The sequence below is a fragment of the Halomarinibacterium sedimenti genome (genome assembly GCF_019312585.1).
Lineage (GTDB): Bacteria > Bacteroidota > Bacteroidia > Flavobacteriales > Flavobacteriaceae > Halomarinibacterium > Halomarinibacterium sedimenti.
Genome location: NZ_JAHWDP010000002.1, coordinates 371929 through 396749 on the forward strand (window position 1 = coordinate 371929; position 24821 = coordinate 396749).

Sequence of the window (24821 nt, forward strand, 5' to 3'; positions counted from 1 at the left end):
CTATGATTTATACCATTGGTACATTTTTTTTAATCCCTCCTCTAAGGAAATTTGCGCTTTCCAACCCAAAGCATTTATTTTCGAAACATCGGTCAATTTTTTCATAGTGCCATCGGGCTTTTTAGTATTAAATACAAAACTCCCTTGAAAACCAATCACTTCTTTAAGCATGTGTGCTAAGGTTTTTATTGATACATCAGAACCCGTACCAATATTGACGTGGGTGTTTCTCACTTCTTTTTTAGAGTGATTTGTTACAGCATGATATTCATTCATTAAAAAAATACTGGCGGCTGCCATATCGTCTATCCAGAGCAATTCTCGCATGGGTTTACCTGAACCCCAAATTTCAACCGAAACATTGACATTCTTTTCAACCCCAAACATGGAAAGTGTTTTTAAAATAGTAGTTTCAGAGGCATTACCATCAATTCCCATTATAGGTCTTTCGTTTAAGTCTTTTCGAATCATATCCCATTCATTATTCTCCAGAGCTTTCCCCAAGTGTATTTTTCGAATCAACGCAGGTAATACATGGGCTTTTTCTAAATCGAAATTATCATTTGGACCATATAAATTAGTAGGCATGGCCGATATAAAATTTGTACCGTATTGCAGATTGTAACTTTCACACATTTTAATGCCTGCAATTTTAGCAATGGCATATGGCTCATTAGTATACTCCAACACATTGGTAAGTAAATATTCTTCTTTTAATGGCTGGGGCGCGTTTTTTGGATAAATACACGTACTGCCTAAAAACAATAATTTTTTCACTTTATGCACATAACTTTGATGAATCACATTGTTTTGAATCATCAAATTATCATAAATAAAATCGGCTCTATATCTATTATTGGCCGCAATTCCTCCCACTTTGGCAGCGGCTAAAAACACATACTCGGGTTGTTCATTTTTAAAAAAATGAGCTACTTCATGGGTGTTTCGTAAATCCAACTCGGTGCTTGTCCTTAATATAAAATTTGAATAGCCTTGGTCTATTAATCCTCTATAAATAGCACTACCCACAAGCCCTCTATGACCTGCAATATATATCTTGGCCTTCTTATTCATTGATTATTCAAAATAGTTTAGTGTTTTATATCCGCCTTCCTTTAAATATTGCTCCTTTTGCATTAATTTAATATCGCTTTGCATCATTTCCTTTACTAAATCCCCTAGGCTATACTCTGGCACCCATCCTAGTTTTTCCTTAGCCTTTGTAGCATCTCCTACCAACAAATCTACTTCGGTAGGACGAAAGTAATTTGCATCAACACTCACCACCTCTTGTCCTATTTTTATAGGAAAATCTTTATGGGTAGAAGTTTCCACAAACCCTTTTTCGTCCACACCTGTTCCTTCAAATCGAAGGGTAACTCCAATTTGGGCAAATGCCATTTTAATAAAATCTCTTACCGATGTCGTTTCGCCTGTAGCAATCACCCAATCTTCAGGTTTTTTGGCTTGAAGAATCATCCACATCATACGTACATAATCTTTAGCATGTCCCCAATCTCGTTTGGCATCCAGATTACCTATAAAAAATTTATCTTGTAGTCCTAAAGCAATTTTGGCAGTGGCACGGGTAATCTTTCTTGTAACAAAAGTTTCCCCTCGAACCGGCGATTCGTGATTAAATAAAATTCCATTACAGGCAAACATATTATAAGCTTCTCTATAATTTACAGTAGCCCAATAGGCATATAGTTTTGCCACACCATAAGGGCTTCTTGGATAAAAAGGCGTAGTTTCTTTTTGAGGAACTTCTTGAACCTTGCCGTACAACTCAGATGTAGAAGCTTGATATACTTTTGTTTTATGTTCTAAGCCTAAAAAACGAACTGCTTCTAGAATCCTAAGGGCACCTATTCCATCGGCATTGGCTGTATATTCGGGTATTTGAAAAGAAACTTGCACGTGGCTCATAGCCGCAAGATTATAAATCTCATCGGGCTTTATTTCATGAATCAACCGAATAAGATTAGTACTATCGGTCATGTCGCCATAATGCAAAATAAAATTGCGATTATTGGTATGGGGATCTTGATATAGATGGTCAATTCTATCGGTATTAAAAAGGGAAGAACGTCTTTTAAGGCCGTGAACAATGTATCCTTTCTTCAATAAAAACTCACTTAAATAGGCTCCGTCCTGTCCTGTAATTCCTGTGATAAATGCAACTTTCATGTTGTAACGCTATTAAATATTTGGCAATTTAAGCATCTTTGGCCTAGTGTGCCTAGTTTGAATCTAACAATTTCTTTTAAAGTAACCTTTGATATAATGATAAATATGTTTCTACTTTATCTTCGATATGAAACCTCTTTCTAACATCCCTAATAATAATTTCCGAATTAAAAGAAATTTGAAAAGCTTCCTTTATGGCATCAGCAAGTGCCTCTTTTGAGAAATTTGATGCAAAAATACCATTAATATTGGGCTTTATAATATCCAAACTCCCTCCATTAGGAAATGAAATAACGGGTAGTCCGCAGGACAAGGCTTCGATAGTAACTTGACCAAAAGCCTCTTCAATGGAGGGCATAATAAAATAATCTGCAGCCGAATATAATCTAGCCAATTCTGTTTCCGACTGAATTTTTCCAAGTGTCAAAAATCCTTCGGGTAACTTCTCCTTATAATTTCCAAAAACAACAGTGCTAATTTCATGAGTATTTAAGGTTTGAATAGCGTCAATTGCAATTTGAAACCCTTTTCGTTGTACATGTGCAATATCCGCTCCAATTAAAAGGACCTTTTTATCTAACGGAATTTGAAAATGTTTTCTTGCCTCTAACTTATCCTCGGGTTTCCACACTGAAAAGTCCAATCCGTTATGAATAACCTGTTTTGGAAATTGCGAAATAATTGGGCTATCCTCCGCTTTGCTTTTAACCCATTCTGAAATTGGAATAAAAGTAATGGACGAATTTTTAAGTGCCCTACTTCTTACTTTTTCATTTCTTTCTAGTAAGGGTTTCAATTTCGAAAACGGAAATCCTTTTTCATAATGATACCCTCCACCACAAGCATACAAATCGGGCATACGCCAAACGACCGGCTTTGTGTTTTTTTTAAAAAAAGAAGGTTCATCAAGAAAACCAGAAACCCAATTTAATTGGATAATATCTGCCTCCTTATACAACCGATGTTGTGAAATATCATAGGGACTTGTGGGAAGACTAAACCATTCAACTTCTGGATTATTATCCATGATGGATTTTGCAGAGGTTTGAAAAAGGCCGCGGATCTTTAGAATAATTCTTCTCCATTTTGAATTAGTGTTTATAAAAGCATAGGATTGAGGAACATTTTTTCGTTTATTCAAAAAAAGAATTTTAGAATCGACTCCTTTTTTTAATAGTCCTAAATGAATTCTAATAATAGCCGTAGCAGCCCCCCCTCGATCATTAGTATTTATGTGTAAAACTTTCATGGACTCTTCATTAACATGGCTTCATCTATTGCCTTTTGCACCAAACCAATATGTTTATCAAGACTAAAGTGGTCTTTTATTCTCTTTCTATTATTATCACCTAATTTCTTTGCCAAAGTAGGATTGTCTAAAAGTTGTAGCATATATTCTCCCATTCTTTCTACATCATGTTCTTCACTCAAAAGTCCTGTTTCATTATGCAAAATAACATCTGGAATACCTGCATGGTTGGTAGAAATAACAGGAAGTCCAGCCAACCCTGCCTCCATTACAGAAACTGGAGTTCCCTCCATATCACCATTAGAAGCCCGCACCGAATGTTGAACAAATGCAATTGATTGGGAAAGGTGCGTCTTAAAATCTTCTGAAGATATAACCCCCAAAAACTGAACATTGCTCTCTAATTTCAAATGCCTCACTAAATTTTCACAGGTATTAATTAGCGGCCCATCCCCTGCCATTTTAAGTTTCGCATTGGGGTATTTATCTACCACCCGCTTAAAAGCTAATAAGGTATAGTACGGGGCCTTTTTATCGACAAACCTTCCAATAGCTATAAATTGTTTTGTTGAAAATAATGGCCGCACAGCACCAAATTCAGGGCGAGGACCACAAGGGGTATAAATTATTTTTTCGGCAGGACAGCCTAGTTCTATGAGCATTTGTTTCATCACAGTTGAAACTACTATGACGCTACTTGCATACTCAAAAACTTCCTTATAATGGTTACATCTTTCGATGGCTTCTGGTACGCTCGCGTCAAAACCGTGAAAATGTACAACCATGGGTAACTTTGCCATTTTTATAATGGGTAAGATCGCATGGGCATGAATACCATATTCCACTAAAACCACAGATATTTGATGTTTCTTTAAAGAGTCCTTGATAAGCGTTTGTTTTACAAAGGACAAGGGTTTATTTAATAGTTTGGCAAGTAGTTTTAGTTTATATTTCTTAAATGAAGAAGCTATTGGTGGATGTCCTTCCAATTTTGTTCCAAATCCAGACCCATAGTAGTAATACACCTTATCTTTTAGACCCTGTTTATGGGCTTGCACAAAGGTTTCAGAATATGGATTTTGGTTTGGGGAGAACAACCCAATATGCCTCATTTGGACTTTATTTTTATGGTAATAAACCTTAAAAGTAGGGAAATACTATGGATGTTAAAAAGGTTAAGTTGGTAAAATTTCTTTTTAAAAGGAGCCCACTTAGAATGCAGTTGACACCAACTCTGGACAATTGCCTTGTTTTTTATAGGAATGGAAAGTTGATATTTAGAATATAAATAATTTCTACAAGCTACTTCTTCCAATATACGCTGCCTTTTCCTACCAATACCCTTGTGTTTCCTACTTACATCTTTATGCATCCTAAAATAATTATGGGGTTGCAACACAAAAGCAATGGAGGCATTTTCACAAAGGTGTATCCAAAAAAACCAATCCCCACACATTTTCATTTGCAAAAACTCTTCAGAAAAAATTTCCTTTGAAACAAGTGATTTTTTAAAAACCACGGCACTGGCATTAGGAATAACATTCTTTACTGCTAAATAGTTTTGCAAAAATTCCTTTCCCTGCATTTTAAAATCTTGTTCCCAAATATTGGGGCTAAACTCAGCAGTATATTCTATTCGGTTCGAAATAACATTATCATTTTCATCCACATCTTGGCTCTGAGTATAGCAAAGGGTTGCTCCCAATTTTAATGCATTTATACACACTTCCAAAAAATTAGGGTCTGAATAATCATCACTTTCTGCTATCCAAATGTACTTTGCTTTGGCAAGATTAATTCCCTTTTGCCACTGTTTAAAAGGACTTCCAGAGTTTTCAGAATTAACAACGAACTCACTTACTTTAGGATGATTTGCGAATTTATTTAAGATGTTTTTGCTTCCATCAGTAGATGCGTCGTCCAGAAGGATTAACTCAAAATCCTGAAACGTTTGTGAAAGGATACTTTCAATGCGCTGCTCTAAAAAGCACTCATGATTATAATTAGGAACAATGACAGAAACCAAGGGCATAAACTAATATCTAATTTTAAAAGGCCTCCATCTAAATACTGAATAACACAATACATTAAGCGCATGTTTTTTGTTTGAAAGCAATAATCTGTTTTTCTTATTTAATTCTTCTTGTTTTTTAAGTAATTTTTGAAAGCTACCAACATGCCTTACATAAAAATCGGGATGTTTTATACTCATATAGTTGAATAGTTCCTCTTTTTGAGTTTCCTTTAAATCCTGAAGCATCGATTTCTCTTTAATACGATAGAAAAAACCAACATAGGAAAGCTTTTTGACTCCCCCGCCATGTTTAAGTAAGGCAATCCAAAACTCCCAATCTTCCCATCCGTATTTCATTGCTACATCATACCCTCCAATAGCTTCCCAATCCTTTTTTGTAAAAAAGGCGGTACAAAAAATCATATTACTAATCGCCAATTTTTTAATTGAAAAATCTTTTAATTTCCAGGGCCCATGTTCTACCCCAAATTTTTCTGCATTACAATACACCACCTTTAGTTTTGAATCTTCTTTAAATTCATCCATGGCCAGTTTCATGTAATTTGGCGCCAGTTTGTCATCCGCATCCAAGGGCAATATATAGGTTCCTATAGCCTCCTTTATTCCAGAATTTCGAGCATGCGGCAATCCTCCATTGGTCAATACGATATATTTAAACCTACCGTCTTTTTGAGTCCATTCTTGTGCTACAGTTTCAGTACTGTCTTCTGAACCATCATTTACAATAATGCACTCCCATTCCTCAAAGGATTGATTTAAAACTGAATGTAAAGCACCGGGAAGGTATTCCGCTTGATTATAACACGGTACAATTACAGATACAATGGGTTTTTGCATTATTCAGTATTATGATTTTAAAGTTTAAAAGTAATTAATTATTTACCAATCTTCATCAGAATAGAAGTGTTTCCATACTTCCTTAGTTCCTTCTTTAATTTCCTGGATTTCCTGAAGAGAAAGCCGGTTCTTCCAAGATGAAATATTTTTCTTTGAATCGCGCTTTAAAAGTGTTTGCTCTTTTGAAGAGGTTGTTTCTAAAATATAGTCCTTCACTCGATCATCCATTTCAATTTTCAGAAAATTATATAACTTTTCAAATTCTTCCATGGGTTGTAATGATAAATCTTCGTGCTTTACAAAATACCACTCTTCTTTATACTTTTCTTGCAAGTAACAGACCATACTATAAAGAATATTCCATAGTAGAATGCCTTGCTTTAAAATATCGGGTCGATTATTGGTATACTCCGTAATAGTTTTGGAATAGGCTTGTAGGTGCGTATTAATAAGCATTTCTTGTTCGGAAAAATACTTAAAATAAAACTGCCAATTTTTTACTTTTAAACTAGCAACAAAGGCCGCTGGGTGTCTTATCAAAACCACTATATCCCAACCATAATTTTTATAAATCCACTCCGCAGACATCAACGCCAGTGGGTCTTTATAAACGTACCCTCTGGTAGTTCTACTTTTAACTTCAGATAAAAATTTACGAATATCTTTTCTAGATTTGATATAAATTAATTTATCGAAAGTAGTGTTGGCAAATAGTGAATTGAAAGAATTGAGATACTTTTTTGCTTTATTTTGAAAAGCAACAGACTTTCCCGGTAAATATTCAAATTGGTTTTTAAAGGGAGAGGATTTGTGATTTTTTCCAATATTAAAAGGTTCATCTACATATACATAATCACTAGAACTGGTAATAACCTTTCCTAACCAAGTGGAGCCCGATCGATGCGAACCTGTAACTAATATGTTTTTTTTTCTCATACGAGCTATCTCGATTTAAAGAATTTAACCGTGCCCCAACTTTTCTTATCTCTTAAGTTCATCATAGGAAGCTCGAAATATTTATATAATAATAAGGAAATAAATATGGTTAAAAACCAATAAACAAAATAGCGTGTTAACAAAAAAGCATATCCATTAAATTGTTCTAATGGCACCCAATTGATATTATTAATTATCCAACGCATTAAATTCGAATTAATTAAATACATGGAATACGAAATTAGACTAATGTAGGTAATAACCTTGTAGATAAATCCTTTTCCCGATTTTAAAGTGCTTAAATAAGGCAATAAAAATAGCGTTGCGAGAGAGTTCCCACTAAACGAAAAAACACAATAAAACAGTCCTTGGGGTTCAAATTTTAACCAATTATATCTTACAACTAAAAACAACAATATCCCTAATACCAATAAGAACTTTTTAAATTTTACCCAATAACTTTTAAAAAAGTAGAACACATACGCGCCAATAACCCCAAACATCAAACTATCTAATTGAGTAAAAACTTGTCTCCTAAGCATTTTATCCCAAACATATTTGCTGTCTATTTCAAGATTGATATATCTGTAATATCTAAATAGCGTTACACACACTATAATACCAGCAGCTGTTATCAATAATGACTTATTAACAGAAAGCCTTACTATGCGAGTACCTAAGTACAGAAAAATAGGCAGCAATAGATAAAACCATTCTTCAATACTTAAGCTCCAAGCTTCCCCAAAAAATTTAGGATGTTCTGTTACCAAATTTTGTGTAAATATGAAGTATCTGTACTTATCGGTAAGTGTAAAGCCTTCCGTAAAAAAGGCTCCAATTACTAATAACACTAATAAAATTAGAAAGTAGTTAGGAAGCGTCCTAAACCACCTTCGCTTCCAGAAATTAAAAATTATTCTAAAGTTTATTCCTTGAGCATTAATAATTTTTATTAAAATTCCTCCAATAAGAAATCCACTTAAAACAAAAAACATTGCTACTCCATCAAAAATAATATGGTAAATGTATTTATATCTATGCTCAGGCATAAAATGACCTCCATGTACCATTACCACAAAAAGAATGGCCATAGCTCTTAATATATCGAGGCCATAGACTCTATCGGGATTTAATTCTAATTTTAGGAGGTTCTTCATTTTGTTTTTGGAAAAATAAAAAGTAACAGCTTCAGTAATTTTGCTGTTGCAAACCTAGAAAACCTACCCTGCCATAACCTGCTTACCCAAACATAGGGTGGTTTTTCTATTCTTTTTAAAGCCACTTCGTATTGCTCTATTTCCTTAAGAAAAAAAGAAAAATCACGTCTTAAAATCACGTCTTGTTCTTCGGCTATTAAAGACTTATATTCAGGACTACTTGACATTCCATGGGTATCAAACTTGGCTACAATTCTGGAAATATGTTGGTAGGTGGCATTGTGTTTACAAACAGCATGAATAAAAAACTCCCAATCGGAACAAATTTTCAAATTCTCATTGTAATAAAAAACCCTTTCAAATAAATCACGTTTAATAAAAGCAGCGGGATGCCCTAGGGAACGATTTTTAAAATAGGAAAAGGTCAACTTATCTGGATAATCCTGAACACGACTCTCACCCTTTCCTACAAATAACAAATCGCCATAATAGATATCTAAGGCTGAAACAAATTCTTTTGAAACATCCAACAGCACATCAGTATCTTCAAACACATCACCACTATTTAAAAACTGAAGGTACTCCCCTTTGGCTACCGCTATTCCTTTATTCATTGCTTGATACACTCCATTATCTGGCTCGCTTACGCAGTAGCTTAATTTTTCTTTATAGCCCTCAATCACCTCCTTGCTTCCATCGGTACTATGACCATCAATTACAATGTGCTCAAAGTCCTGATAGGTTTGACTTTGCACACTTTTAAGAGTGGCTTCCAAACCAGCACGATTGTTATAGTTAATGGTAATTATCGAAAGCATATGGAATTCTCTCCTATTTTTATTTTTTACGTGACTTTAAATATGAAAAGGGCTTTAGGAACCATCTCCCTAACTTATAACTTCTTGAATTTTTAAGTGCTTTAACCTCTGCTTCCAGTTTATCTCTTTCATAGACAATTTGAGAAAGTAGGTTATTACTTTCAACAATCTTTTTGGTTAAGTCGTTTCGATATCCATCGGCATTAGATTTCATTCCGCTTAGCCCCAATTCGTTAAAAACAGCAATCACTTTATCAATGTATTTTATTTTAATTTCTTCATTTTCAAAGCAACGTATATTTAAATCATGATCTGCATGGACGTAGTATTTAGTATTATAATTACCTACTAGGTCAAAAACCTTTTTCGAATAAAAAATGGCTTGATGGCAAATGCTAATTTGCTTGTAAACTAACTTTTCGTAACTCGATTTTCCAGAATAAATCTCGCCCGATTTTTTAAACCTAACATTGCCATATAAAAAGTCCACGCCTTGTATTTCTGAAAAAACATCCTCTAAAACATGTGGGTTTTCCAAAACATCATCACTCCCAAAGAAATATAAATAATCTCCTTTTGCAATAGGGAGTGCCTTATTCATGGCATCATACACGCCCTCATCTTTTTGAACATAACAGGCAATTTTAGGGTAATCTATCCTAAACTTCTCAACTAGTGCCACCGTAGCATCTTGAGATTCACCATCCATAATAAGCACCTCCAAATCCTGAAACGTTTGGTTTTTGATACTTTCCAACGCCTCCCAAATGGTTTCGGAAGAATTATAAGTGGGTATGATGATACTTAAGCTTGGCATTGATTAATCTATGTATTTTATTTTTATTGAATAGTTAATTTTAAAAAAATTAAGATACCACAAATAAATTCTATCGGTAAAACTTAAAGTTTTATAATGTGTTTGTATGGACTTTTCAGTTTCTTCCAAATACAAACTCATATTTTTAGATAATTGCCCTTCTCTTTCTCTAAAAGCTCCTAGCTGTATTTTACTGGCATATAATTTTTCATATTTAAAAAAGCGCATCCATAGGTCAAAGTCCCCTGCTAATGTATATTCTGTATTTATTTTACCACCTGATACATCCCATAATTTTTTAGTCCAAAAAGTAGATTCTTGTTGTATAAAAGAGTAATCACTTTTATATTTCCTTAAATAAAAATGAAATTTTGACACAACAGGCTTTCTTTGAAATACAAGTTCCCCATCTTCATTTATTAGGGAGGGAAAACCTTGCAGCCATTGAACTTGTTTATTCTCAGTGAATATTTTGGCCACATAATGTAAACTTCCTTCCCATAATACGTCATCGCTATTGATCCAGCACAAAATATCTCCGGTAGCAATAGCAAAACCCTTATTAATAGCGTCGTACATCCCTTTATCTGGTTCAGTCACAAAATAAGAAATCTTAGATTCATACTTCTTTATTACTTGTAATGAATTATCTATACTTCCACCATCTATGATAATATACTCTAGATTAGGGTAGTGTTGATTTAAAACAGATAAAATAGTAGATTCTATAAAATCTCCAAGGTTATAGTTTGGAGTTACTACAGATATTTTAGGATAAGGGGTATCCATTAACGATACTTTATATATTTAAAGATGGGATGATCTTTTTTAATGAAAAATAAATCCATTTGCCAAAAAGTTCCGTCATAGGCTCTTGCCATTAAATCAACAACCTCCAATGGCCGAAAACCCAAATGCCACATATAGTCGCAAAGCTCCCAAAAGCAAAGACTATCCTCTTCAATATTAAAATTATAGGCTTCAATGATGATGAGGTTAGCTTTCGAAATAACATTTTTGGCACCTTCTAAAATAGGCACCTCAAATCCGTGGGTATCCAATTTTAACAAAAAAGGTGCTTTAAGGCTTCGCTTTTCAATCTCTGAGTCTAACGAAACAACGGGTACTTTAATGGAGTCTTCATTGAAAGGTTCTTCGGAAGCGATCCCTCCAAAAAGTTCAGAATTGTCAAAATAAATGGTACCATTCTCTTTACCAGCCGCCGCAAGGAGGAAGGAACTGTTTTTATGAGTTCTTTGAAACTCCTCTAATCCTTCTAAATGGTCTACTTGCGCTTCCACCAAGAGGTAATGTGCCTCCGGAAAAAAAGGCATACATTCTTGGGACCATCGCCCGTCTGATGCGCCTACATCAATAACGGTATTTATCTCAATCCCGTGACCTACCATTCTTCCCAACGCCTTCTGCGTGGTAAATTCTGATTTTACCACAATGCTCTTTTTATACGCAATGGGGGTCTTTTGTAGTTTATACCCAAGCTTTAAAAAAAATTTATTTAAAAGTGAAACCATTACTTTTTAGTTAAAGATAAATAAGCGTTGAATATGTCATAATACATCGTATTTACTACCAGTTTTTTATTGCGTGGGTAAGCTCTTTGGAGTTTGTACCGTAATTTATAAAGATCTGCCCTATAAAATAACTTGCTCCAAAAAATATCGAAGATTAATTTAATGAATACCCTCTTTTTCATTTTGCTCGTTGCTTTAATATCGCTAATAACATCATTATAAATAGCTAGAAGGGGAAGGCTTGCATTGATTCCCTTTTCCAATGATTTAAAATAGGTTTTTGTGAGCCTTTTTTCTGGTATAAAGTGTTTAAATCGTAAGGATTCGTCGTACCATAATTTTTTACCGGCGAGCAGGTACCATTTACAAATTTCTGCATCCTCACCAGCTAATAAATCGTCACCTTTTCTGCCAGTACAATAGAAACTAAATCCATTATTTAAAAATTGGATGGCAATTTGTTTTTTAATCATAAAGCCAGCTCCCCATACGTATCCTTTGTAAGAAACATCACCAGAAAAAAGGTCTTGAACACCCACAGCGTAATAATTGTTATAGGAATAAAACCAATATGGGAGTGATATATTAGACACCGCGTCTCCTCTCCCACCCAAAACACCTATCTCGTCATTAGAACTTAAAATGCTGTAAGCCGTAGTTATGTAATTTTCTTCGAGCCAATTGTCGTCATCACAAAACAATACGTAATCATACTGTGATTCGTAAATACCCCTAATTCTAGCGAAGGAAAGCCCCTGTTCTTTTTCGGTTACAACCCTTAAAGGAAATTTGTTATTTTGTGTTTTAGCCACCTCTTCCGCTACAGCAACCGTACGATCACTGGAGTTATTATCTACCAGAATAATTTCAACGCTTACATCATTCGCTTTGTGTTGTGCGTAAAGATGTTCCATAGTGTTTCTAATAATAGCTTCACTATTATAGCAACAAACAACTACAGAAACACCATCTTTATTCATATACCAAAGATTAAGACAATTTAAAATTGATAATTAAAAGTGTTAAGATCTTCTTCATAATATTTTTCAATTATTTTTTTTGCGTTCGAATTTATTAACTTTCCATAATCCTTTTCTAAGGCCGGTGACGTATTTATTTTGGGCAGGCTTTCTGAAAAAGGCATACTCAAAATGTTATGGATATTTCGGGTATGTAAATCAATATCTTCAAATCGTGCCAAATAGGTTACATTAATTTTTCCCATAGAATCCTTAAGCCAAGTTACCTGTGGCTGCCATTGGTTGTGCGGGGGATTGTGCACCAATTTTCCTTCAACCAAAAAGTTTGCGGCTTCTTCTATGCTGGCATTCTTAAGAATGTCGTAATCCAGATGCTTTCCATAAATCGCTTTTTCTGGATGAATGGCAGAATGATAATAAGACTCTTCCATTCTGGCATAGTTATATAGGGAAATAAAACGATCGAATGGGTTTCTTACAAAAGCAAAAGAAAACATAGCAGCATACGCTTCTTTTCCCAACATGGATACATACTCTTTTACCGTATAATGCCTTGTAGTAGTAATAGAAAGACTTTGGCCAATAGAGGTGCCCGCATTTTTGGGAACGTGGATAAAAATGAAGTTATGGGCAAACGATATGTTGTCGAATTCCATAAATTTTTGTGTCTTTTTCTTTTTAAATAAAAACTTCACCTTCTTTTTTTAATAGTAATTCCTATGGTTAATTAGTAAATGTACCGTTGTTTTCCACTATTTAGTCCATTTGGTATAATTCTTAAATATAGTTTTTAACCTATTGGCAATGGGTGTTTTTTTCCTTTCTTTTATTGCATTCAGTTTACTAATTCCTGCAAAATCACCATCACTATATAGCTGCAACATCTTCCTGTATTGAAACCCTGGAACGAAAGCCTTGTTTTCGAGAAACGAATTTGCCATCTTAAGAGATTCGTTGAGGATAATTTCTTTAAGTGAATCCTTTTCTTTCCCCAATAAATTGATCAGAATTTTCCTAAACTGAACAAAGCTAAAATACAATTGAGAACGCTCTGTAACGTCGTCCAACAACCAAGATTTGTCATCACCTATATGGAAGGTATATCTCCCTTCTCTAATCCAAATAAATTTTGTCGCTAGATGTAAAAGGTTATTGGCTATTACCAATCCTACGGGACCTGTACCTATAATACTATGTTCCAAATCAAATTTAGGAAGTAAATCCCTTTTTATAATAAAACAATCAATGCCTTCGTGTTTTAGTCCTTTTATAGTATATAGCGATTCTAAGGTTGCGCCTTGACAAGCCTCTTCTGGCAAAGTGTTTCTATTAATGCAAATCCCGTCATAACCTTTTTCAATTAATGTAATGACCTTTTTGTAAAAATCTGGGTAAAGAGCAATATCAACATTAGTATAAATAATATAATCCGCATCTGGTTTCCACGCTACTGCTTTGGTAAAAATATCTTGTAGGAACGGTAGCTTTTTGTTTTCTTGAAATGAACCTACATCCAATACACTCCTGTTAAGATTTGGGGTTTTATAAAAATAATCGGGTATTATTTCACAGTCCTCATTATACTGTGTGGAAATAAGGTTAATTTCCATGGCATTACCAACAAAGTCTTTTGCACGACGCATACTATCGAAGGTTATAGGTTGCGCTCTAAAAAGGTCTGAAGATTCAGGAACTTTTACGGGATTCACTATGTGGGTAATGGATACCATCTAAAAAAACTTGAATGGTTTTACGTATTTATGAAACTGATCTGTTTTTACAAACTCTGGGGGAACAGCATCTATCGCCAATTTTTCGGAAATGGGATGCTCCTGCTTTGCGGCTATGAAATCTGCAAAATCTAAGGTTTTTAAATGTTTTCGCATCACCATCCTTTTATCCATGATAAACAAGTTTTGAAAATTACTGCCGATAAACACATAATTTTTATAAGCTTCGAAAAACTGAAGAATCCTGCTTTTAAAAGTGGCATCATTGGCCTCAATAATAAATAGCCCAACGGAGATATGGGTGAGATCCAAGCCTTGAAGCACTTCTACCTCATATCCTTCTACATCTATGGAAAGAATATCTACATGGGTTATGTTGTTTTCATTAAAAAGGGTATTTAAGGTGGTCGCCGCTACACTTATTTTTTCAGGCGATTTATACGCTAATCCTCTTTTTTCGTACCTCCTTTTAATATCTTCCTCATCATACACCACCCCAGATAAAACGCCTATCTCCTCACTATAAAAAGTAATTTCCTTTGTTGTTTCGTTTCCAACTATTGCCTTATTAACGAGGACAGCATGGGGACGGTTAGCTTCCAAAAATTGGAAAATGGAAGGGTTAGGCTCTACACATAGCGCTTGCCAGCCCAATTGCTCTAAACTATAGCTGTTACTTAAATGTTTACCATCAAAAGCACCTATTTCCACGACCATACCTGTGGTTTTTTTACCCAATAATTGCCAAGCGATATAATCGTCTGCGTGTTGGCTGTATGATAGGAATGAGTTATTCATTAATATAGAATTGAACTAAAATCAACATTAGTATAATGCTTTGTTTTTTCGGAAATTTTAGATAATTGATTATCACTTAATTGTTTCTTTCCTCTATAAACTTCAGCTTTATTTAATCTATTTTGTTTAGGCGGTAGCTGGGATACTTTTTCCATACTATCCAATATTTTTTCTAGTGAAATTTTATAGCCCATAAAGGCCAAAATATTTTGAATAGTTATTGCTTTGTCTTTGTGGAAATTTTCGTATTCAACAAATAATAACGAAAGATCACCCCTCTGTTCTGTATTTTTCCAACTAGCGAAGAAAAATAAGTACCAAGGGACAGCCAAATCAATCAAAAAGTTGTATTGCTGATTATTATCCCATTTATTAAAATCATTAGGCACATAGAAATGAGGCCAAATCAAGGTTTTCGATATATGATCTCTAAGCGAGATAATAACATCTGGCAATTTTCTTGTTAAAATTACTGGTCTTACATTATAGTTTTGAAGAATTTCGATATTTGGAGTTGTCGCCAATGTATGATGTTTTGACACATATTTTTTACTATTGTATTCTTCGATTAAGGGCTTATAAAGGTCTTGTTCCCTTAAATGGGAATAGACAACATCAAGGATAGGTAGGTTTAACACATCAGATATTACCAAACTAATAAAAGATGAACCACTTTTTGGAAAAGCACTTATAAATAAAAATTCCTGAAATTCTGGTTTTGCACTCTGAGAATTTCCACTTCTAATTTGTTCTATGTATTTAAATATATTTTTCAAAGAGTTTAATTAGATTCTTTATTAAGGGATTTAGCCTCAACGGTCCAAGGAAAGTCAGTTTTAAAAACCCCTTTACTTTTTCCTAAGCGCTCTCCTATTTTTTTACTCATGGGTGCAACCAATATTTTTAATGCATCCATGTATTCAATAAGGGCAGTAGTGTTTTCAACCACATAAATATTAATAGTAAATTCACCTTCGTTTAACAACTTTTCTGGGATTACCCCTTTAAATATCAACCTTCCTGGTTTCCTAAAGTCTAGGTCTTGCCTATTAGCATTCCTTGTTTGTGACATAAAGAGGATATTCCCAGAGGCATCCAAAAATTGAAAACCAACATGAATATTTCTGGTTATATCATTTGTTTCAACCTCACAAAACATTTCAATTTCGTCATCAATTTTAATGGGCTTTGTAAGTTTATGCCCCCTTTTTCCAATCGAAGCCCTAATTAATGTTATATTTTCTTTAGTAGGATGATTCCCTTTTTCAAACTCAAGTACGTTTTCGCCAAAGCTGTCATTTTCATCTTTTAGATAATAGGTAATGGCATCTTCCACAGGACCATTAAAGCTTATTTCTCCATTTTTTAAGACAATTGCTCTAGTGCACAGTGTTTGGACACTCGCCATATTATGACTCACAAACAATACGGTACGACCTTGTCCTTTGCTAATATCCTGCATTTTACCTATAGCTTTTTTTTGGAATTCTGCATCCCCAACGGCCAATACCTCATCTATCACCAAAATCTCTGGTTCTAAATGAGCAGCTACGGCAAAGGCAAGCCTAACAGTCATACCACTACTATACCGTTTTGTTGGGGTGTCTATATACATTTCACAACCACTAAATTCGATAATTTCATCAATCTTAGCATCTACTTCTTTTTTGGTCATCCCCAGAATGGTACCATTAAGATAAATATTTTCCCTCCCGGTTAATTCGGGATTAAAACCAGTCCCTACTTCCAATAGGGAAGCAATACGCCCCCTACTTTTAATAGAGCCTATCGTGGGACCCGTAACTCGAGACAAGATTTTTAAAAGCGTGCTTTTACCTGCACCATTCTTACCTATAATACCTAAAACTTCACCCTCTTGAACCTCAAACGAAATATTTTTAAGTGCCCATACGTATTCTTCTGTAGCTTTGGCACTTCGATCATTAGCGCTTCCAATGGTTAAATAAGGGTCGTCTTTACCTCTTATACGATGCCACCAACGGTTTGCGTCGTGGGCTAGCGTCCTTGTCCCAACATATCCCAACCTATATTGCTTGCTAATGTTTTCTACTAAAAGAATAGGTTTTGCCATTTATACCGTATCTATAAAGTTCTTTTCAGTTCTGTTAAACAAGATCAATCCAATAAAAAATAAGCTCATACCAAGAAGCGTAACCCAGCCCAATCCCATCCAGCTAAAATGCAAATTTTCTGTAGCAAATAGACTGTACCTAAAACCTTCCACTATTTGTGCTAACGGATTGTAATCTACAAGCCATCCATATTCTGGGACTTTACTTTTCAATTCTCCCATGGGGTAAGGGACAGCAGAAAGGTACATTAACAACTGCATACCAAACCCAACCAAAATGGAGATATCTCTGTATTTTGTAGTAACAGTGGAAATAATCATCCCTAGTCCTAAACCATAAATCCAAACCAATAATATATAGAAAGGAAACAGTAAAATGAAGTAATTAGGGGCAATTTCTGCTCCTGCGTAAACGGCATAGTAAATATAAAAGGCAGTTAAAATAAGGCATTGTATACCAAAACGCACTAGATTAGAAACAACCTTGGACATAGGAACAATAATTCGCGGAAAATATACTTTACCAAAAATACCAGCATTAGCCTTAAATGTACTGGAGGTTGTACCTAAAGTTAGATTGAAATACCCCCATATAATGACCCCCGATAAATTAAATAAGAATGAAGGTATAATCCCAGTACTTATATTGGCAATATTATTAAAAACCAACGTATAAATAACCGAGGAAAATAAAGGCTGAATCAAAAACCACAGAGGGCCTAAAACTGTTTGCTTGTAGGATGCAGCAATATCGCGTTTTACAAACATTAGTAGCAAATCCCGATAACGCCAAATCTCTTTAAAGTTTAAATCAATTAACTTTCGTTTGGACGAAATCTCATACAACCAAGCGTCTTCTCGTTGGGGGTTCATGGTAGGTTTTTATGATATGGCAAGATACTAATTCTTACCAAGTAATATGACAAAGGAATTAAAGGAAAGTGAGAATTTATAAACGGGTTATTAAATGTTGGTGAGTAGTGAATTGGGAATTGTGAATTGGGAGTTGTGAATTGGGAGTTTTAAAAAATTAAAAAACTACTCACTACTTTCCCTGAGCAAGCCTTGCCTACCGGTAGGCAGGGTCGAAGGGCACTACTTACTACTAACAAACTTCTCCCAAGTAAGCTTCATCCCCTCCTGCACCGAAAATAAAGGGTTATACCCTAATATTTTTTTTCCTTTTGAAATATCCGCCAAAGAATCTCTTACATCCCCTTTTCTGGGAGGTCCGTAAGTAGCTTTTATATTTTTTCCCGAAGTTTCCTGTAAAGATTCCCAAAGGGCATTTAAACTAATGCGTTCTCCATAAGCAATATTAAATACCTCATTCACAGCAGCATCGGGAGCAAAAAATGCTCTAACATTGGCTTGTACTGCATTCTCAACAAAGGTGAAATCTCTCGTTTGTTTCCCATCACCATTGATGGTGGGTGCAACTTCATTCTTTAAGGCTTGCATAAACAACGGAATCACCGCCGCATACGCCCCTTTAGGACTCTGCTTAGGGCCAAATACATTAAAATAACGCAATCCAATGGTTTGGGTGTTATAAGTTTTGTAGAAGACGTCTGCATATAATTCATTGACCAACTTGGTCACTGCATACGGAGATAATGGTTTTCCAATAGTTTGCTCCACTTTGGGTAAGTTTTTACTATCCCCATAGGTAGAACTGGAGGCGGCATACACCATTCTTTTTACAGAAGGGCTTTCTTTTTGAGCCACCAACATATTCAAAAACCCAGTTACATTCACTTCATTGGAAGTAATGGGATCGTTTATAGACCTTGGCACACTGCCCAAAGCCGCTTGGTGAGAAACATAATCAATCCCATCCATCGCTTTATTGCAGGTGGCCAAATCCCTAATATCGCCTTCCATAAATTCAAAAGCTGGATGACTTACAAATTCTGAAAGATTTTCTTTAAAACCCGTAGCAAGGTTATCGAGCACACGCACTTTCTTAGCGCCAAACTTCAGTAAATATTCAACTAAATTAGAACCTATAAATCCCGCTCCACCAGTTACAAGAAAGGAGTAATTCGATAATTCTTTAGTATGGTAAGGTGTTTTGTACAAATTGTTAGGGGTTATGGGTTATGGGTACTGGGTTTTGGGTCATAGGTCTTATGTCTTACATCTTGGCTCTTGTCTCTTGTCTCTTGAATCCTGTCCAAACAAATGTATTCATTTTTACAACCTTCCATCAATAATAGTAGAATCCAAAAACGCCTTCACATCAAATATCACACTATTTGGAGCCGAGAGGCCTTTCACATTCATATCCTTAAATGCTTTATGGGCAACGGCTAAAATAATAGCATCATAGTTTTTTTCTAAATCTGAAACATCATTAACCAGAACTTTTCCAAACTCCAGTTGTACCTCTTCAGCATTCGCCCATGGGTCGTGTATGGTAACCTGTAAATTATAACGCTCCAATTCGTTCACCACATCAATTACCTTGCTATTTCGAATATCAGGACAATTCTCTTTAAAAGTAATCCCCAACACCAATACGTTAGCTCCCTTGACTTTGCAATCCTTCTGAATCATCAATTTCACCACTTCATGCGCCACATAACTCCCCATTCCATCATTCATACGGCGTCCTGCCAAAATAATTTCGGGGTTGTAGCCCTCCTCCATAGCTTTTTGCGCTAAATAGTAAGGATCTACACCAATACAATGTCCTCCCACAAGGCCAGGAGTAAATTTTAAAAAATTCCATTTGGTACCCGCCGCTTCCAACACAGCTTGTGTATCTATTTCAAGAAGACGAAAAATTTTAGAAAGTTCATTTACAAAAGCAATATTAATATCCCGTTGCGAATTCTCAATCACTTTGGCAGCCTCAGCTACTTTAATAGACGGGGCTAAATGGGTGCCTGCGGTAATGACGGAAGCATACAAATTATCCACATAGGTAGCTGCTTCTGGAGTAGAACCTGAAGTGACTTTTAAAATTTTGGTAACTGTATGTTCCTTATCTCCAGGATTGATTCGCTCTGGCGAATACCCTGCAAAAAAATCTTGATTAAAGGTTAAGCCAGAAAATTGCTCCAAAATTGGCACACAAATATCTTCTGTTACTCCAGGATATACAGTAGATTCATAGATAACCACATCCCCTTGTTTTAACACCTTTCCCACAGTTTCACTCGCTTTTTCTAACGGAATTAAAACTGGCTGATTATGCTTATTGGTAGGCGTAGGCACAGTAACCACATACACATTCGCTTGCGCTAAGTCTTCGGGATGACTACTTACCTTTAATCCATTTTCTGAAGCCTGTAGCACCTTTTGCAGATCTTCATCAGCAACCTCAAGGGTATTGTCCTTACCTGCCTGTAACTCGGCAATGCGTTTTTCATTGATATCAAATCCTATCACCGAATATTTTTCGGCAAAAGCAACAGCTAGAGGCAAGCCTACATACCCTAATCCTATAATAGCAATGGTGGGATTTTCTTTCATGTGGTGTATTGAAATATTATATGATGCGCAAAGATACGCACCTTATAGAAAATAGAAAGAAATACCAAACAATAATAACGTAGGTCTAGTCCATAGGGATTTTCAAACAATCAGAAATATAAAATAGGGTTCACCCGTAGTTCCTTCGGGTCTACTTGCGGTTTACTTCGGGTAAAGTCCGGTCGACAAAAGGAGTAAAATAAATTGAAATAACTTAAAAAATCGACTGCCACAAATACAATAAATCCCTTTTAAAAGACCAATTTTCAATGTATTCCTTATTCATCTTCACTTTATCGGGCCAAATAACGGTATCATTATATTCTAATGGATTTGACTGACTTAACAGTAACATATCTTCATTTTTATATTTTATAGTCGCTGGACCTGTTATTCCAGGTTTTATCGAGAGTATTATTTTATCATCTCCTTGCAACCTATCCGCATATCCAGAAATATCCGGTCTAGGACCTACCCAACTCATATCGCCTTTTAGTACATTAAATAGTTGAGGGATCTCGTCGAGTTTTGTTTTCCGAAGCCAGCCCCCAAAGGCAGTTTCTTTTGCTATTATTTCATTAATATCCTTATGATTTTCCCCTTTAAGGGTTCTTAATTTATAAAAAGGAAAAGGCTTTCCATGTTGACCAATTCTTAATTGAACAAACCAACCATTACGCCCTGCACTTAGGGTTGATAAGACCCAAAGGATCAATAATGGAATGAGTATAATGGGAAATAATAAAAGAGATAACACAATATCAAAACCTCTTTTTACTATTTTTTGTTTTTGGGTAAGCATAGGTGCACCCTTATTAATTTTTCCGTAGTTTTATCAGTCTTTTAAAGAAGGATTTTACTCGATGAAAGAGAGAAGGTTTTCTATCATCGTCGTGGTATCCATGTCCATACCCATACCCGTAGCCATAACCATATCCGTAACCGTAGCCATATCCATAGCCATACTTAGCTTTTCCTTCAAAGAAGTTAAATACAAGACTAATATTTTTAACCTCACCCGACTTGTATTTGTCATTGATTAAGGCAAACATTCCTCGTTTTGTATGGTTTTGGCGCACCATATAGATCGTCGCATCTGCATATTTAATCAACTCCAAAGAATCAGCAACCAAGCCTAAAGGAGGAGAATCTATTATCACATAATCGTATTTCCCTTTCAAGCTCTCTATCAATTCAGCCATACGCTCGGTCATTAACAATTCAGAAGGATTGGGAGGTATAGGTCCCGAAGTAATAACATCCAGTGTATCAATCATGGTCTTCTGAATGATTTCATCTTCGGTAGCATCGTCAATAAGATAATTGACCACCCCAATATTATTATTTATATTAAAATCCCCAAATATCTTGGGTTTGCGTAAATCTAGCCCAACTAAAATTGTTTTCTTTTCACTTAATGCAAATACGGATGCTATATTAATGGAGCAAAAGGTTTTCCCCTCTCCACTCACTGAAGATGTCACTAACACCGTTTTGGCTCCTTTAAGTCCCTGTTTTTTATAGATGTATTGAAGACTCGACCGAATAGCTCTAAAAGATTCAGAAATAGCAGATTTTGGTTTTTCAATCACCGCTAGATTATTCTCTAGTCTCGATTTTCCAATAACCCCTAATATCGGTATTTTGGTAAGCCTTTCAATATCTTTTACATTGTGTATACGGTTATCAAAAAAGGTAAGTAAAAACACAAGGACAAATGGAATAAGTGTCCCAAATAATATTGCCATTACATAATTAAGTTGGGTATTGGGCCCCACTTGACCGCCACCTGTATCTTTAGCTATGTCAATTACCAAAACATCACTTACATTGGCAGCTTTAACCAATCCAGCTTCATTTCTTTTGGATAAAAAGAGATCATAGGTCCCTTGACTTAATTTATATCGCCTTTCTATTTTTAATAATTCTTGTTGGTCTTTCGGTAATTTACGTATCTCTACCTCGTACTGATAAATTTCATTATTAATTCTGGCTATTTCTTGATTTTTTAACCCTTTTGAAGATGTAATATTCTCCTGTAAAACACGCTTTATGGCATCTATTTGGCGATCTATATCTTTAAAAATAGGTGCCCCTTCTTTATAAGAGTATTCTAATTTACTTCTATCTTGGGCCTTTTGAACAATTTGCCCGACACCATCCACTATACTGGCCTCGAAAATACCTGCAACAGAAGGCGCAGGCACATCTCTATAATCTGTACGATTAATTAGGTAATTTTCTAAGGTATTGTAATAATTCAATTCACGAGTTATAGCTTCCTTTTGAAGATCTAACGTATTTAAGCGGTCCGTAATTTTTTGTCCTTCAGATTGAAGATTATATATGGTATTTTGATCTTTAAACGCATTAAGCTCATCTTCAACATCTTTCAGCTCTTTAGATTTCTCTGCCAAGCTACTATCTATAAATCGAATGGTCTTAGTAGCAAACAGGTTTTTACGCTCCAGCATATCTTCACTTAAAACAGCTATAGAGGTATTTAAATAATCTACTAACCTTGCTTTATTTTGACCTACAAGTCGAAGTTTAAGCACCGAAGACCCTTTGTCTTCTGGTTCTACCTGTATATTCAAATATCCTATTACTGCCGAATCAAAATTAATAAATGAAATGTAATAGGTTTGCCCTGCTCTTGGTTTAATATCCTCAATAGGGAAAAGTGTTACATTGATTAAATGAGTCTTAATTTCCTGTCCTAACCGATAGGTTTGAGAAAACTCTTGTGCCTCAATGTATTTATACTCTTTTTCTTTTAATGTATTATATACTTGATAAACTCGTTGTTTATCATCATCAAAAGAAGTGGAAATCGTAAATTGAGTAGAGTCCTTAAACACTATTTTAAATTGTGTATTAAGTATTTGAGGGTTTAAAGTATCAACTTTAACATCAAAAGGTGTTTTGCCATAAACATCAACAAGCTGATACTTTCCATCTTTTAAAAATCGCATATAATACTGCAATCTATCCACAACCTTTTCATTGTGGGATCTCGATTTTAAGGTGATGATAGCTGTATTTACTTTATCTGTAGTCCCACCCCAATTAAATGTTAAGCTGGTGTTTGTTGTAAAAAATGGATTTTGGTCATCTTTAATTGAGACCATATTTTCTATAAGATAAACTGGTAGTTTTCTAACATTTATATAATAAGCAATACCAAATCCTATAGCCACCGAAAAAACAAACAAGGGCCAATAGCTTATTAATTTAAAAAGAAAGCCTTTTAAATCGAATGTAGTATGTAAATCATTTGTTTCTTGTTCTTGATACATCTATAGCCTAATAAAAAGTAATATTGAAGTGGTTAATGCGGTAACTATACTCAAAATAGTTGTAAAAGATTGTAATCCTGTAACTCCAGTTCCCAATGATTTTTGTGGTAATGGATTAATAATAATTAAGTCATTAGGTTGTACATAATAATAGGGAGAACTCATAGCATCTATAGATGTTAAATCAATATGATGCACTTTTTGACCTAAAGGATATTGTCTAATAACAACAACATTGGTTTTATCCCCTGTGACAGGAATATCACCACTATTTCCTATAGCTTCCATAATGGTTGCCTGATCTCTATAAATAATTTTAGATCCTGGGTTTCCAATCTCCCCATTTATAGAAAATCGAATTCCTGACAATTTTACCGTAACAAAAATATTAGCCTCCGCCTTAAAGTAGTCTTTTAAAAGCCTTTGTTCGAGATCCTTTCGCACCTCTTCAATAGTATATCCCAAAACAGGAATTTCACCTAAAATTGGGATTCTAATATTTCCGTGTTGATCTACTTTAAATCCATCATAATATAATCTCTGTTCCCCAGTAGCATTTGGATTGGCTTCACTTACAGGATTAAAAATATTTACTAATTCATCGTCCAATGCTTTTACTCGAATACTCAAAAGATCATTAATTTGTAACCTGTAAGGCTCTTTCATCTTTTGAATAGGTATCAAACTATCCTTAGTCGTTGTATTATCTTCTTGAAGGTAGGTTAGTTGTTTTTGAGACACACAGGACGCTAAACAAATAGCAATGATTCCGAAGAACAGCAATCGCATCATTTTCATAGTAAGCAGGGTTGTTAGCAACAAATATAACGTATGCGTTCTAATAATAAAATATATTTTGCCGTAAGTGAAC

The 24821-nt window shown here is 35.0% G+C and carries 24 protein-coding genes; all 24 read right to left on the bottom strand.

Going from position 1 to position 24821, the window contains the following annotated elements:
• Positions 1 to 1074, bottom strand: a complete 1074-nt coding sequence (locus tag KXJ69_RS06330) for a GDP-L-fucose synthase family protein (protein WP_219052130.1) — start codon at positions 1072 to 1074, stop codon at positions 1 to 3.
• A gap of 3 nt (positions 1075 to 1077) precedes the next feature.
• On the bottom strand, positions 1078 to 2190 hold the full coding sequence (gmd, locus tag KXJ69_RS06335; protein ID WP_219052131.1) for a GDP-mannose 4,6-dehydratase: 1113 nt from the start codon (positions 2188 to 2190) through the stop codon (positions 1078 to 1080).
• 76 nt (positions 2191 to 2266) lie between these two features.
• The gene (locus KXJ69_RS06340) at positions 2267 to 3439 is read right to left on the bottom strand and encodes a glycosyltransferase (protein WP_219052132.1); all 1173 of its coding nucleotides are present in this window, start codon (positions 3437 to 3439) and stop codon (positions 2267 to 2269) included.
• Positions 3436 to 4551 carry a glycosyltransferase gene (locus KXJ69_RS06345; RefSeq protein WP_219052133.1) on the bottom strand — a complete coding sequence of 372 codons (1116 nt, stop codon included), beginning with the start codon at positions 4549 to 4551 and terminating at the stop codon, positions 3436 to 3438. Before KXJ69_RS06345 ends, KXJ69_RS06340 begins: the two co-directional genes overlap by 4 nt.
• Positions 4548 to 5471, bottom strand: a complete 924-nt coding sequence (locus KXJ69_RS06350; protein WP_219052134.1) for a glycosyltransferase family 2 protein — start codon at positions 5469 to 5471, stop codon at positions 4548 to 4550. The genes KXJ69_RS06345 and KXJ69_RS06350 overlap by 4 nt, the downstream gene beginning before the upstream one ends.
• Positions 5472 to 5474: 3 nt before the next feature.
• Complete coding sequence (locus KXJ69_RS06355; protein ID WP_219052135.1) at positions 5475 to 6311, bottom strand: glycosyltransferase family 2 protein; 837 nt, start codon at positions 6309 to 6311, stop codon at positions 5475 to 5477.
• A 42-nt stretch (positions 6312 to 6353) separates the two neighbouring features.
• Complete coding sequence (locus KXJ69_RS06360) at positions 6354 to 7247, bottom strand: sulfotransferase (RefSeq protein ID WP_219052136.1); 894 nt, start codon at positions 7245 to 7247, stop codon at positions 6354 to 6356.
• A gap of 5 nt (positions 7248 to 7252) precedes the next feature.
• Positions 7253 to 8404, bottom strand: a complete 1152-nt coding sequence (locus tag KXJ69_RS06365) for an acyltransferase family protein (RefSeq protein ID WP_219052137.1) — start codon at positions 8402 to 8404, stop codon at positions 7253 to 7255.
• A complete protein-coding gene (locus KXJ69_RS06370; protein ID WP_219052138.1) occupies positions 8401 to 9222 on the bottom strand; it encodes a glycosyltransferase family 2 protein in 822 nt (273 codons plus the stop codon). The genes KXJ69_RS06365 and KXJ69_RS06370 overlap by 4 nt, the downstream gene beginning before the upstream one ends.
• Positions 9223 to 9241: 19 nt before the next feature.
• Entirely contained in the window at positions 9242 to 10039 is a 798-nt protein-coding gene (locus KXJ69_RS06375) for a glycosyltransferase family 2 protein (protein ID WP_219052139.1), read from the bottom strand.
• 3 nt (positions 10040 to 10042) lie between these two features.
• Positions 10043 to 10828, bottom strand: coding sequence for a glycosyltransferase family 2 protein (locus KXJ69_RS06380; RefSeq protein WP_219052140.1), 786 nt, complete (start codon positions 10826 to 10828; stop codon positions 10043 to 10045).
• Positions 10828 to 11571 (bottom strand): FkbM family methyltransferase, encoded by a 744-nt coding sequence (locus KXJ69_RS06385; protein WP_219052141.1) that lies wholly within the window; start codon positions 11569 to 11571, stop codon positions 10828 to 10830. Before KXJ69_RS06385 ends, KXJ69_RS06380 begins: the two co-directional genes overlap by 1 nt.
• Complete coding sequence (locus KXJ69_RS06390) at positions 11571 to 12551, bottom strand: glycosyltransferase (protein ID WP_219052142.1); 981 nt, start codon at positions 12549 to 12551, stop codon at positions 11571 to 11573. The genes KXJ69_RS06385 and KXJ69_RS06390 overlap by 1 nt, the downstream gene beginning before the upstream one ends.
• A gap of 20 nt (positions 12552 to 12571) precedes the next feature.
• Positions 12572 to 13207 carry a sulfotransferase family 2 domain-containing protein gene (locus tag KXJ69_RS06395; RefSeq protein ID WP_219052143.1) on the bottom strand — a complete coding sequence of 212 codons (636 nt, stop codon included), beginning with the start codon at positions 13205 to 13207 and terminating at the stop codon, positions 12572 to 12574.
• Between the two features lie 96 nt (positions 13208 to 13303).
• Positions 13304 to 14281, bottom strand: coding sequence for a hypothetical protein (locus KXJ69_RS06400; protein ID WP_219052144.1), 978 nt, complete (start codon positions 14279 to 14281; stop codon positions 13304 to 13306).
• The gene (locus KXJ69_RS06405) at positions 14282 to 15079 is read right to left on the bottom strand and encodes an FkbM family methyltransferase (protein WP_219052145.1); all 798 of its coding nucleotides are present in this window, start codon (positions 15077 to 15079) and stop codon (positions 14282 to 14284) included. It lies immediately after the preceding gene.
• On the bottom strand, positions 15079 to 15855 hold the full coding sequence (locus tag KXJ69_RS06410; protein WP_219052146.1) for a sulfotransferase domain-containing protein: 777 nt from the start codon (positions 15853 to 15855) through the stop codon (positions 15079 to 15081). The genes KXJ69_RS06405 and KXJ69_RS06410 overlap by 1 nt, the downstream gene beginning before the upstream one ends.
• A gap of 5 nt (positions 15856 to 15860) precedes the next feature.
• Positions 15861 to 17171, bottom strand: coding sequence for an ABC transporter ATP-binding protein (locus tag KXJ69_RS06415; protein ID WP_219052147.1), 1311 nt, complete (start codon positions 17169 to 17171; stop codon positions 15861 to 15863).
• Positions 17172 to 18044 carry an ABC transporter permease gene (locus tag KXJ69_RS06420; protein ID WP_219052148.1) on the bottom strand — a complete coding sequence of 291 codons (873 nt, stop codon included), beginning with the start codon at positions 18042 to 18044 and terminating at the stop codon, positions 17172 to 17174. It lies immediately after the preceding gene.
• 222 nt (positions 18045 to 18266) lie between these two features.
• Positions 18267 to 19253, bottom strand: a complete 987-nt coding sequence (locus tag KXJ69_RS06425) for an SDR family oxidoreductase (protein ID WP_219052149.1) — start codon at positions 19251 to 19253, stop codon at positions 18267 to 18269.
• A gap of 114 nt (positions 19254 to 19367) precedes the next feature.
• Positions 19368 to 20651 (bottom strand): nucleotide sugar dehydrogenase, encoded by a 1284-nt coding sequence (locus tag KXJ69_RS06430; RefSeq protein ID WP_219052150.1) that lies wholly within the window; start codon positions 20649 to 20651, stop codon positions 19368 to 19370.
• Positions 20652 to 20865: 214 nt separating this feature from the next.
• A complete protein-coding gene (locus KXJ69_RS06435) occupies positions 20866 to 21453 on the bottom strand; it encodes a sugar transferase (RefSeq protein WP_219052151.1) in 588 nt (195 codons plus the stop codon).
• Positions 21454 to 21466: 13 nt separating this feature from the next.
• Positions 21467 to 23950 (bottom strand): GumC family protein, encoded by a 2484-nt coding sequence (locus KXJ69_RS06440; protein WP_219052152.1) that lies wholly within the window; start codon positions 23948 to 23950, stop codon positions 21467 to 21469.
• Positions 23951 to 24742 carry a polysaccharide biosynthesis/export family protein gene (locus tag KXJ69_RS06445; protein WP_308701030.1) on the bottom strand — a complete coding sequence of 264 codons (792 nt, stop codon included), beginning with the start codon at positions 24740 to 24742 and terminating at the stop codon, positions 23951 to 23953.
• Positions 24743 to 24821: the final 79 nt, after the last annotated feature.

Coding starts and splice junctions, on each gene's coding strand:
- KXJ69_RS06330 (WP_219052130.1), bottom strand. CDS start 1,074: ATGAATAAGAAGGCCAAGATATATATTGCAGGTCATAGAGGGCTTGTG.
- gmd (WP_219052131.1), bottom strand. CDS start 2,190: ATGAAAGTTGCATTTATCACAGGAATTACAGGACAGGACGGAGCCTAT.
- KXJ69_RS06340 (WP_219052132.1), bottom strand. CDS start 3,439: ATGAAAGTTTTACACATAAATACTAATGATCGAGGGGGGGCTGCTACG.
- KXJ69_RS06345 (WP_219052133.1), bottom strand. CDS start 4,551: ATGAGGCATATTGGGTTGTTCTCCCCAAACCAAAATCCATATTCTGAA.
- KXJ69_RS06350 (WP_219052134.1), bottom strand. CDS start 5,471: ATGCCCTTGGTTTCTGTCATTGTTCCTAATTATAATCATGAGTGCTTT.
- KXJ69_RS06355 (WP_219052135.1), bottom strand. CDS start 6,311: ATGCAAAAACCCATTGTATCTGTAATTGTACCGTGTTATAATCAAGCG.
- KXJ69_RS06360 (WP_219052136.1), bottom strand. CDS start 7,247: ATGAGAAAAAAAAACATATTAGTTACAGGTTCGCATCGATCGGGCTCC.
- KXJ69_RS06365 (WP_219052137.1), bottom strand. CDS start 8,404: ATGAAGAACCTCCTAAAATTAGAATTAAATCCCGATAGAGTCTATGGC.
- KXJ69_RS06370 (WP_219052138.1), bottom strand. CDS start 9,222: ATGCTTTCGATAATTACCATTAACTATAACAATCGTGCTGGTTTGGAA.
- KXJ69_RS06375 (WP_219052139.1), bottom strand. CDS start 10,039: ATGCCAAGCTTAAGTATCATCATACCCACTTATAATTCTTCCGAAACC.
- KXJ69_RS06380 (WP_219052140.1), bottom strand. CDS start 10,828: ATGGATACCCCTTATCCTAAAATATCTGTAGTAACTCCAAACTATAAC.
- KXJ69_RS06385 (WP_219052141.1), bottom strand. CDS start 11,571: ATGGTTTCACTTTTAAATAAATTTTTTTTAAAGCTTGGGTATAAACTA.
- KXJ69_RS06390 (WP_219052142.1), bottom strand. CDS start 12,551: ATGAATAAAGATGGTGTTTCTGTAGTTGTTTGTTGCTATAATAGTGAA.
- KXJ69_RS06395 (WP_219052143.1), bottom strand. CDS start 13,207: ATGGAATTCGACAACATATCGTTTGCCCATAACTTCATTTTTATCCAC.
- KXJ69_RS06400 (WP_219052144.1), bottom strand. CDS start 14,281: ATGGTATCCATTACCCACATAGTGAATCCCGTAAAAGTTCCTGAATCT.
- KXJ69_RS06405 (WP_219052145.1), bottom strand. CDS start 15,079: ATGAATAACTCATTCCTATCATACAGCCAACACGCAGACGATTATATC.
- KXJ69_RS06415 (WP_219052147.1), bottom strand. CDS start 17,171: ATGGCAAAACCTATTCTTTTAGTAGAAAACATTAGCAAGCAATATAGG.
- KXJ69_RS06420 (WP_219052148.1), bottom strand. CDS start 18,044: ATGAACCCCCAACGAGAAGACGCTTGGTTGTATGAGATTTCGTCCAAA.
- KXJ69_RS06430 (WP_219052150.1), bottom strand. CDS start 20,651: ATGAAAGAAAATCCCACCATTGCTATTATAGGATTAGGGTATGTAGGC.
- KXJ69_RS06435 (WP_219052151.1), bottom strand. CDS start 21,453: ATGCTTACCCAAAAACAAAAAATAGTAAAAAGAGGTTTTGATATTGTG.
- KXJ69_RS06440 (WP_219052152.1), bottom strand. CDS start 23,950: ATGTATCAAGAACAAGAAACAAATGATTTACATACTACATTCGATTTA.
- KXJ69_RS06445 (WP_308701030.1), bottom strand. CDS start 24,742: ATGATGCGATTGCTGTTCTTCGGAATCATTGCTATTTGTTTAGCGTCC.